The sequence below is a fragment of the Actinoplanes sp. NPDC026619 genome, assembly GCF_040638295.1.
Taxonomy (GTDB): domain Bacteria; phylum Actinomycetota; class Actinomycetes; order Mycobacteriales; family Micromonosporaceae; genus Actinoplanes.
In genome coordinates, this window is sequence record NZ_JBEZYA010000016.1 from 1 (window position 1) to 8,449 (window position 8,449).

Genomic DNA, 8,449 nt, shown 5'->3' on the forward strand with positions numbered 1-8,449 from the left:
GCGCTCTCATCGGCAGCTAAGAATTCTTGGACAGACGCGTCAGCTATAGCTTTTATATTCATGTGTTTGGATATACCCGTGCACTGTTCTCGGCAAATCCGTGCGCGTGATCATGGTCAAGTCTGGATGCGGAAGGCGACGGGACGCGTTGGTTGGCGCCGGGCCGGCCAGGGAGCACCGTTGTAGTAAAGCGGCTATTTCGACCCTCGAGAACGACGAGGACATGATCGTCGTCGGGGAGGCCGACGACGGCGCCGCGGCCACCGACCTGGCCGTGCGGACCGCGCCCGACGTGATCCTGATGGACATCCGGATGCCCGAGGTCGACGGTCTGGAAGCCACCCGCCGTATCCGCGCGGCCCTTCCGGACGGGCCCCGCATCCTCGTCCTCACCACCTTCGATCTTGATGAGTACGTCTATGCCGCGCTCCGCGCCGGGGCCGGTGGTTTCCTGCTCAAGGACACCCTGGCCGCCGACCTGTTGTCGGGGATCCGGGCGGTGGCCCGGGGCGACGCGATCGTCGCGCCGTCGGTCACCCGGCGGCTGATCGAACGCCACATCGGCGCCGCCGGTGACCCGCTGCCGCGCACCGAGGCCGAGCTGCGTGTGCTCACCGAGCGGGAGCGCGAGGTGCTCGAGCTGATCGCCTGGGGGTTGTCCAACGCGGAGATCGCCGGCCGGCTGTTCCTCACCGAGGGGACGGTCAAGGGTCACGTCAGTCGCGTCCTGGCCAAGCTCGGGCTGCGCGACCGCGTACAGGCGGTGATCTTCTCTTATGAATGTGGCCTGGTCAGAGCAGGTGCCTAAGCCGGGCCGCCGAGCTGGTCGATCGCGCGCAGCGCGTCGATCACGCTCGCGATGTGCTCGCGCATCGCTTCCTCGGCCACCTTGGGGTCGCGGTCGCGGATCGCCGCGATGATCCGCTCGTGCTGGGGCAGCGACGTCTGCGGCCGGCCCGGAAGCAGCGACAGCACGAACTGGTGGCGCACCAGCTGGCCGCGCAGCGTGCCGACGATGCGGTCGGCCGTGCGGTGGCCGGCGATCTGCCGGATCAGCGCGTGCAGCCGGGAGTTGAGATCGCTGTAACGACGGTATTCGCCCGCCTCGACCGCGCGCCGCATCAGCAGGCCGATCTCGTCGAGCTCGGAGGCCTGGTCGGGCTCGACCCGGTCGGCCGCCCGCGCCGCGATCAGGCCCTCGACCACCATGCGCACCTCGGTGATCTCGACCGCCTCGTCGAGCGACACCTTGCGGACCTGGGCGCCGCGGTTGCGCTGCACCTCGACCAGGCCCTCGGCGGACAGGTCGGTCAGCGCGGCCCGCACGTTGAACCGGCTCGCCGCGAACCGGGTCATCAGCTGTGCCTCGACCAGGCGTTCGCCGGGCAGGAACTCACCCCGCAGGATCGCCTCGCGGAGCGCGTCGCTCACGTGCCGGCGATCCCCGTCGCGCTCAGCCACCATCGGTATTCGTCGTCCCTGCGCTCGGCGTCGCGCCCAGGATACTCAACCGTGTCTCGGCAGTGGCACGCCACCGTGTCATGACACCGTGTCTTGGCGGTGGCACGCCACCGTGTCATAGCAGCGGTGCGGCACCGTGTCTTGGCAGCGGCACGACGAGGGGTGTTCCGGTGGCCGGGTCGGGCACCACCAGAGCGGAGAGGCCGAACACGTCGGCGAGCAGTTCGACGGTGAAGACCTCGGCCGGTGGCCCCTGCGCGACGATCTTCCCGTCCCGCATCGCGACGACGTGATCGGCGTAGCGGGCGGCCAGGTTGAGGTCGTGCAGCACCATCACGATCGTGCGGCCGCGTTCGAGGTGCAGCTTCCGCACCAGGTCGAGCACGTCGATCTGGTGGGCCAGGTCGAGGTAGGTGGTCGGCTCGTCGAGCAGCAGCACCTCGGTGCCCTGGGCGAGCGCCATCGAGATCCAGGCGCGCTGCCGCTGACCGCCGGAGAGCGCCTCGACCGGCCGGTCGGCGAGGTCGCGCATGTCGGTCCACTCGAGGGCCTCGGTGACGATCCGCTGGTCGGCCGGCGACCACTGCCGGAACCAGGTCTGATGCGGGTGCCGGCCACGCATCACCAGGTCGGCGACGGTGAGGCCGTCCGGCGCGACCGGCGACTGCGGCAGCATCCCGATGATCCGGGCAACCTCCCGGGTCGGCATCCGGTCGATCCGCGAGCCGTCGAGCAGCACCTCACCGGCGCGCGGTTTGAGCAGCCGGCCGAGCGCCCGCAGCAGAGTCGACTTGCCGCAGCCGTTGGGCCCGACGACGGCGGTCACCACGCCGTGCGGAATGTCCAGGTCGAGCCCGTCGACGACGATGTTCTCGCCATAGCCGAGCTGCAGCCCACGCGCCTGCAGCCGGCTGGCGGGCTCGCCTCGCTCCGCAGCGGCGGTCTCGGCCGTTTCGGCGGCGGAGCCTCGCGCGCTGGCGGCGTGGGCCTGCGTGCCGGCGGCTTGCGCGGTTGGGGCGGCTGCTGCGACGTCGGCCGGCTCGGCCGGGAAGGGTGGCTGCGTGCGGGTCATGTGGTTCTCCGGTTGGTGCGGACCAGGAGCCAGAGCAGGTAGGGGGCGCCGACGATCGCGGTGACCAGGCCGACCGGCAGCTCGCGGGCGGGCAGGGCGACGCGGGCGACCAGGTCGGCGCCGGAGACGAGCAGGGCGCCGAGCACGGCCGAGACGATCAGCGGCGGCCGGGAGCCGCCGCACAGGCGGAGAGCGATCTGCGGGACGACGAACGCGACGAACTCGATCGGGCCGGCGGCGGAGACCGCCGCGGCCGCGAGGGCGACTGCGACCAGCACGACGGCGGCTTGCGCCAATTGCAGCCGTACGCCGAGAGCCCGCGCCACGTCGTCGTCGAACTGCAGCGCCTGCAGGGTGAACGCGGTGGCCACTGCCAGGGGCAGCAGCACCGCGAGGGCGATCGACAGTGGCCGGACCTGTTCCCACCCGGCGCCGGCGACCGAGCCGTTGAGCCAGATGGTGGCCCGGGTCGCGTCGAGGATCTCGGCCCGCACCAGGAACCAGGAGACCCCGCCGGAGACGATCTCGCCGACCCCGATGCCGATCAGGACGAGCCGGTAACCGTCCACCCCGCGCCGCCAGGCGAGCAGGTAGACGATCGTGGCGGTGACCAGGCCACCGGCGAGGGCGGCGAGCGGCACCCCGATGACCGAGGTGCCGCCGAGCACGATGACTGCGACCGCGCCGAGCGACGCGCCGTTGGTCACGCCGAGCACGTCGGGGCTGGCGAGGGGGTTGCGGGCGAAGGTCTGGGTGAGCGCGCCGGAGACCGCGAGGGCCGCCCCGACGAGCAGGGCGGTGAGGATCCGGGGCAGGCGCAGGTCGAGCACGATGAGTTTCTGTGCCGCGGTGCCGCCGCCGAGCAGCGTGTCGACGACGTCGCCGGGCGCGATGGTGAAGCTGCCGTGGCTGATGCTGAACACGACGATCGCGGCCGTCGCGGCCAGCCCGGCGAGCCCGACCGCGATGGATCGCACCGAGACGGTCCCGCCGACCGGCCCGGCCGAGACCGGCCGGCGACCCGGGGGCCGGACAAGGGTCGCGGTCACAGCTTCACCACCCCGGCGCGGCGGCGGACCAGGATGATGAAGAACGGGGCGCCGACCGCGGCCAGGACGATGCCGGTCTGCAGCTCCGCCGGGCGCAGCACGAGGCGGCCGATGACGTCGGCGACCAGCAGCGTCGCCGCGCCGGCCAGGGCCGAGCAGGGGATCAGCCAGCGGTGGTCGGGGCCGGTCAGGGCGCGGGCCGCGTGCGGGACGATCAGGCCGAGGAAGGCGATCGGGCCGCAGGCCGCGGTGGCGGCGCCGGCCAGCAGCACGACGGCGGTCACACCGAGCGTGCGGGCGAGCGCCACCCGCTGGCCGAGCGCGCGGGCCACGTCCTCGCCGAGGCCGAGGGCGTTGAGGGCGGGGGCGTTGGCCAGGGCCAGGAGCAGGCCGGCCGCGATGAACGGGGCGACCTGGACGGCCACGTCGGTGCCGCGGCCGGAGAGCGAGCCGACCACCCAGAAGCGGAAGACGTTGAGGCTGGAGTCGTCGGAGATCAGCATCGACTGGGTGAACGAGCTGAGCAGGGCGCTGATCGCCATCCCGGCCAGGGCGAGGGTGACCGGCGTGGGCCCGCCCCGGCCGCCGGCCGCGATGCCGAAGACGGCGAGACTGGCGAGCAGGGCGCCGGCGAACGCGAACCAGATGTAGCCGGTCAGCGCGGTCACCCCGAACTGGATGCCGATCACCACCGCGAACGAGGCGCCGGCCGAGATGCCGAGCAGTCCGGGGTCGGCGAGCGGGTTGCGGGTGTGCCCCTGCATGAGGGCGCCGGCCGCACCGAGCGCGAGTCCGACCAGGACGCCGAGGATGGTCCGGGGGAGACGAAGATCTCGGACGATCGCGGTCGCCGGCGAGGCCGGGTCGGGCGCGACGACGGCGTGCCAAATTTCGGCCGGGCTCAATGTCTGAGCGCCCAGCGCGAGACTCAGCACGACGGCCAGGAGAACCGCCACCACCAGGGCAATCAAGGCCGACAACCGGCTACGGGTGACCGGTGCGCGCCGGGCGAACCCCGTACTGGCCACCATCTTTTTCCTTCCGTTTCATTGCCCGAATCCTATGGAAGGTTAGCCTTACCAAAACACGGACCCCGCCTTGCCTTCGAATCACGGCGTCGCTTAGCTTAGCCTAACCTAACTTTGCGATCGTGAGGTCCTATATGTTGTTTCCCTCGTCCGCCACCCGCCGTGTCCTGGCGGCCGGACTCGCCCTCACCGCCGGGCTCGCTGCCCTCAGCGGCTGTGGCGGCGACGCCGACGACACCGCGTCGCCGGGCGCCTCGACGGCGGCCGCGGCCAGCTTCCCGGTCACCCTGACGCACAAGCTCGGCACCGCCGAGGTCAAGGCCGCCCCGCAGCGGATCGTGGCGCTCTCCGACGCCGACCTCGACGCCCTGCTGGTGCTCGGCGTGCAGCCGGTCGGCGTGGCCGAGTCCTCCGGCGACGGTGGCGTCACCGACTGGGCCAAGCCGCTGCTGACCAGCAAGCCGACCGTGCTCACCGCGGGCGACACCGGGTTCGACGTGGAGAAGATCGCGGCGCTCGCGCCCGACCTGATCCTGGCCGGCGGCGATTACTACATCGACGACGAGTACGCCAAGTTGTCGAAGCTCGCGCCGACCACGGCGTACGAGACGACTGGCGCCTTTGAAGATCCTTGGCAGTCGACGCTGAAGCAGGTCGCCAAGGCGGTCGGCCAGGACGCCAAGGCCACCCAGGTCACCGCGGACATCGAGGCCAAGGTCGCGAAGGCCAAGGCCGACAACCCGGCGCTGGTCGGCAAGGAGTTCACGCTCAGCCAGATGTGGGAGGCCGGCTCGATCGGCGTGCTGCGCTCCGACAAGGACGCCGGCGTGAAGATGCTCAACGACTTCGGCATGAAGCTGGCGCCGCCCGTGGCAGCGCTCAAGGGCGACGAGTTCGCCGTGCAGCTGAGCCTGGAGAAGGTCGGCGTGCTCGACTCCAACGTCACGCTGATCTACTACGCCGAGCCGTCGCTGCAGCCCACGCTCGAGGGAAACGCGCTGTTCAAGGGGCTCGCCTCGGTCAAGCGCGGCTCGTACAAGGCGTTGAGCGCGACGCAGTTCTCGGCGCTGCGCACCCCGACGCCGCTGTCGGTGCAGTACCTCATCGACAACGTGATCCCGGACATCTCCACCGCGGCCAAGGCAGCCGTCTGAGTGTCCACGCGTGAGGTGACGGCGGGTCTCGCCGCGGCGGTGGTCGCGGCGGGGCCTCCGCCTGTGCCCGTCCTTTCGCCGCCGTGGTCGCTGCGGGTGGCGTCCGGGGCCGATGCGCCGCTGATCAGCGAGTGGATGAACGAGCCGCATGTCGCGCTGTTCTGGGAGCAGGCGTGGCCGCCGTCGCGCTGGTCCGCCGTTCTGGAAGAACAGCTGGCGGGGGACTTCTCACGGCCGTGCGTCGTCTCTTTCGAGCGAAAGCCGATGGCGTACGTCGAGATCTACCGCACGCCTCGAGACGTGGTCGGCCGTCAATACCGGGCCGACCCGTACGACCTGGGGATCCACCTGGCGATCGGGGAGCTGGGCCGGACCGGTCAAGGACTCGGCCGTCGGCTGGTGCGCGCGGTCGCTGATGGGCTGGCGGTCGCGGATCCGCGCGTACGCAAGGTGTTTGCCGATCCGGATGAGCGGCACCAGATCGCCCGCCGCATGTTCTGCGGCGCCGGTTTTCAGTTCCTCGGCATACGCGATCTTGGTCACAAGCACGCTGCCCTGCTCTTTTACGAAATTTCCCCCGGCGGGTGAGAAGACGTCTTTACTCACGCGAAATCGTAAGGTAAGCCTTACCTAACACGAGCGACCTAAGGAATGCCGACACATGACCGCACCCCTGAGCCTCGAACGTCTCCGCAGTGACGTCGCCGAGGTGCTGGCCGAGGAGCCGGGCAGCTTCGCCGACGACGACAACCTGATCGATCTCGGACTCGACTCGATCCGGCTGATGAGCCTCGCCACCCGGTGGCGGGAGGCCGGCTTCGAGGCCGGTTACCTCGACCTGGCCCAGGACCCGACGGTCGCCGCCTGGTTCCACCTGCTGGAGGGGAAGCGTTGAGCGCCAACATCGAGAATGTCGACGTCGTCGTGGTCGGCGGCGGCCCGGGTGGGTCCACCGCGGCCACCCTGCTCGCCAAGCGCGGGCACCGGGTCGTGCTGCTGGAGAAGGAGACCTTCCCGCGGTACCAGATCGGTGAGTCGCTGCTGCCGTCCACGGTGCACGGCATCGGGCGGATGCTCGGCGTCACTGCGCAGCTCGAGGAAGCGTCGTTCATGGTGAAGCGGGGCGGCAGCTTCCGCTGGGGCACCAACCCGGTCCCGTGGAACTTCCTCTTCGCGGTCGCTCCGGAGCTCTCCGGCCCGACCTCGTACGCCTACCAGGTCGAGCGGATGAAGTTCGACGAGATCCTGTTGCGCAACGCCGCGGCCTGCGGGGTAGATGTTCGCGAGAACAGTTCTGTCACTGAGGTCATCGGCGATGACGAACGGGTGCGGGGCGTGCGCTACACCTCCGCCGATGGCGTTCTCCATGAGATCCAGGCGACCTTCGTGGTCGACGCGTCCGGCAACCGCAGCCGCATCCACCAGGGTGTCGGCGGTTCGCGGATCTACTCGGACTTCTTCCAGAACATCGCGCTGTTCGGCTACTTCGAGGGCGGCAAGCGGCTGCCGGCGCCGGACTCCGGCAACATCCTCTGCGCCGCCTTCGACGAGGGCTGGATGTGGTACATCCCGCTGTCCGACACGCTGACCAGCGTCGGCGCCGTCATCTCCCGGGAGCACGCGGCCAAGCTGCAGGGCGACCAGGAGCAGGCGCTGCTCGGCTTCGTCGACCGGTGCGAGATCGTCAAGGGCTTCCTGTCCGACGCGACCCGGGTCACCGAGGGCACCTACGGCGAGATCCGCACCCGCAAGGACTACTCGTACACCAACTCGACGTTCCACCGGCCCGGCATGGTGCTGGTCGGCGACGCCGCCTGCTTCATCGACCCGGTCTTCTCCACCGGCGTGCACCTCGCGACGTACGCCGGTCTGCTCGCCGCCCGGTCGATCAACAGCGTGCTCGACGGCTCCCTCCCCGAGGACCGCGTGTTCGAGGAGTTCGAGGGGCGTTACCGCCGGGAGTACCGGGTCTTCTACGAGTTCCTCTCCGCGTTCTACGACATGCAGAGCAACGAGGAGTCGTACTTCTGGAAGGCCCGCAAGGTCACCAACTTCAACGCCACCGACCTGGAGGCGTTCGTCAGCCTCGTCGGCGGCGTGCACTCCGGCGAGCAGGCGTTCACCAACGCCGACCAGCTGGTCGGCGAGTTCCGGGAGTCGTCCGGCGCGCTCGCCGACGCGGTCGAGCGCACCGGCAGCATGCAGACCGAATCCGGCGAGCGGATGCACCACCTGTTCGGCACGCCGGTGGTGCGGGAGGTCATGCAGGAGATGAACAACATCCAGGTGCGCGGGGTGCAGGGCGCGTCCGCTCGGGAGCTGCCGCTCCTCGAGGGCGGCCTGGTTCCCGCCGGTGACGGCCTGTCCTGGGTCGCGGCAGAGGAGGCGAAATGACCAACCCGTTCGAGGACGAGGAGGGCCGGTACTTCGTGCTGGTCAACGACGAGGGACAGCACTCGCTGTGGCCGGCCTTCGCCGACGTGCCGGCGGGCTGGACGGTGGCGTTCGGTGAGGACGGCCGGGCCGCCTGCCTCGACTACGTCGAGAAGAGCTGGACCGACATGCGGCCCAAGTCGCTGATCGCCCAGATGGACGCTTCCGCCGGCTGATCGCCGACCCTCGTGCTCCACCGCCGCGCCGATGTGACGCGGCGGTGGACCACCCTGCACAAAACGGAGTACGACA

At 70.3% G+C, this 8,449-nt stretch carries 10 protein-coding genes; 6 read left to right on the forward strand and 4 right to left on the reverse strand.

From position 1 onward, the window contains the following. The first annotated feature begins 148 nt into the window (after positions 1-148). Positions 149-808, forward strand: a complete 660-nt coding sequence (locus AB0E90_RS30505; RefSeq protein ID WP_360413396.1) for a response regulator transcription factor — start codon at positions 149-151, stop codon at positions 806-808. Here AB0E90_RS30505 and AB0E90_RS30510 read toward each other — a convergent pair. From AB0E90_RS30510 to AB0E90_RS30525, 4 genes are all read right to left on the reverse strand, one after another. Next, positions 805-1,431, reverse strand: coding sequence for a GntR family transcriptional regulator (locus AB0E90_RS30510; protein WP_360413399.1), 627 nt, complete (start codon positions 1,429-1,431; stop codon positions 805-807). The genes AB0E90_RS30505 and AB0E90_RS30510 overlap by 4 nt on opposite strands. A gap of 145 nt (positions 1,432-1,576) precedes the next feature. Continuing rightward, on the reverse strand, positions 1,577-2,533 hold the full coding sequence (locus tag AB0E90_RS30515; protein ID WP_360413402.1) for an ABC transporter ATP-binding protein: 957 nt from the start codon (positions 2,531-2,533) through the stop codon (positions 1,577-1,579). Beyond that, the gene (locus AB0E90_RS30520; RefSeq protein ID WP_360413405.1) at positions 2,530-3,582 is read right to left on the reverse strand and encodes an iron chelate uptake ABC transporter family permease subunit; all 1,053 of its coding nucleotides are present in this window, start codon (positions 3,580-3,582) and stop codon (positions 2,530-2,532) included. The genes AB0E90_RS30515 and AB0E90_RS30520 overlap by 4 nt, the downstream gene beginning before the upstream one ends. Continuing rightward, complete coding sequence (locus AB0E90_RS30525) at positions 3,579-4,613, reverse strand: iron ABC transporter permease (RefSeq protein ID WP_360413408.1); 1,035 nt, start codon at positions 4,611-4,613, stop codon at positions 3,579-3,581. The genes AB0E90_RS30520 and AB0E90_RS30525 overlap by 4 nt, the downstream gene beginning before the upstream one ends. Positions 4,614-4,732: 119 nt before the next feature. Between AB0E90_RS30525 and AB0E90_RS30530 the strand changes: the two genes are divergently transcribed. The 5 genes from AB0E90_RS30530 to AB0E90_RS30550 all read left to right on the forward strand — a co-directional run bounded on the left by AB0E90_RS30530 (position 4,733) and on the right by AB0E90_RS30550 (position 8,373). Further along, a complete protein-coding gene (locus AB0E90_RS30530) occupies positions 4,733-5,764 on the forward strand; it encodes an ABC transporter substrate-binding protein (RefSeq protein ID WP_360413411.1) in 1,032 nt (343 codons plus the stop codon). 15 nt (positions 5,765-5,779) lie between these two features. Further along, entirely contained in the window at positions 5,780-6,352 is a 573-nt protein-coding gene (locus tag AB0E90_RS30535; protein WP_360413414.1) for a GNAT family N-acetyltransferase, read from the forward strand. A 73-nt stretch (positions 6,353-6,425) separates the two neighbouring features. After that, complete coding sequence (locus AB0E90_RS30540) at positions 6,426-6,659, forward strand: phosphopantetheine-binding protein (protein WP_360413417.1); 234 nt, start codon at positions 6,426-6,428, stop codon at positions 6,657-6,659. Further along, positions 6,656-8,158: a tryptophan 7-halogenase gene (locus AB0E90_RS30545; RefSeq protein WP_360413420.1), complete on the forward strand. Its 1,503-nt coding sequence runs from the start codon at positions 6,656-6,658 to the stop codon at positions 8,156-8,158. The genes AB0E90_RS30540 and AB0E90_RS30545 overlap by 4 nt, the downstream gene beginning before the upstream one ends. Then, the gene (locus AB0E90_RS30550; RefSeq protein ID WP_360413423.1) at positions 8,155-8,373 is read left to right on the forward strand and encodes an MbtH family protein; all 219 of its coding nucleotides are present in this window, start codon (positions 8,155-8,157) and stop codon (positions 8,371-8,373) included. Before AB0E90_RS30545 ends, AB0E90_RS30550 begins: the two co-directional genes overlap by 4 nt. Positions 8,374-8,449: the final 76 nt, after the last annotated feature.

Bases quoted from the DNA above. Each gene is read 5' to 3' on its own strand.
- AB0E90_RS30515 (WP_360413402.1), bottom strand. From the start codon at position 2,533: ATGACCCGCACGCAGCCACCCTTCCCGGCCGAGCCGGCCGACGTCGCA.
- AB0E90_RS30525 (WP_360413408.1), bottom strand. From the start codon at position 4,613: ATGGTGGCCAGTACGGGGTTCGCCCGGCGCGCACCGGTCACCCGTAGC.
- AB0E90_RS30540 (WP_360413417.1), top strand. From the start codon at position 6,426: ATGACCGCACCCCTGAGCCTCGAACGTCTCCGCAGTGACGTCGCCGAG.
- AB0E90_RS30550 (WP_360413423.1), top strand. From the start codon at position 8,155: ATGACCAACCCGTTCGAGGACGAGGAGGGCCGGTACTTCGTGCTGGTC.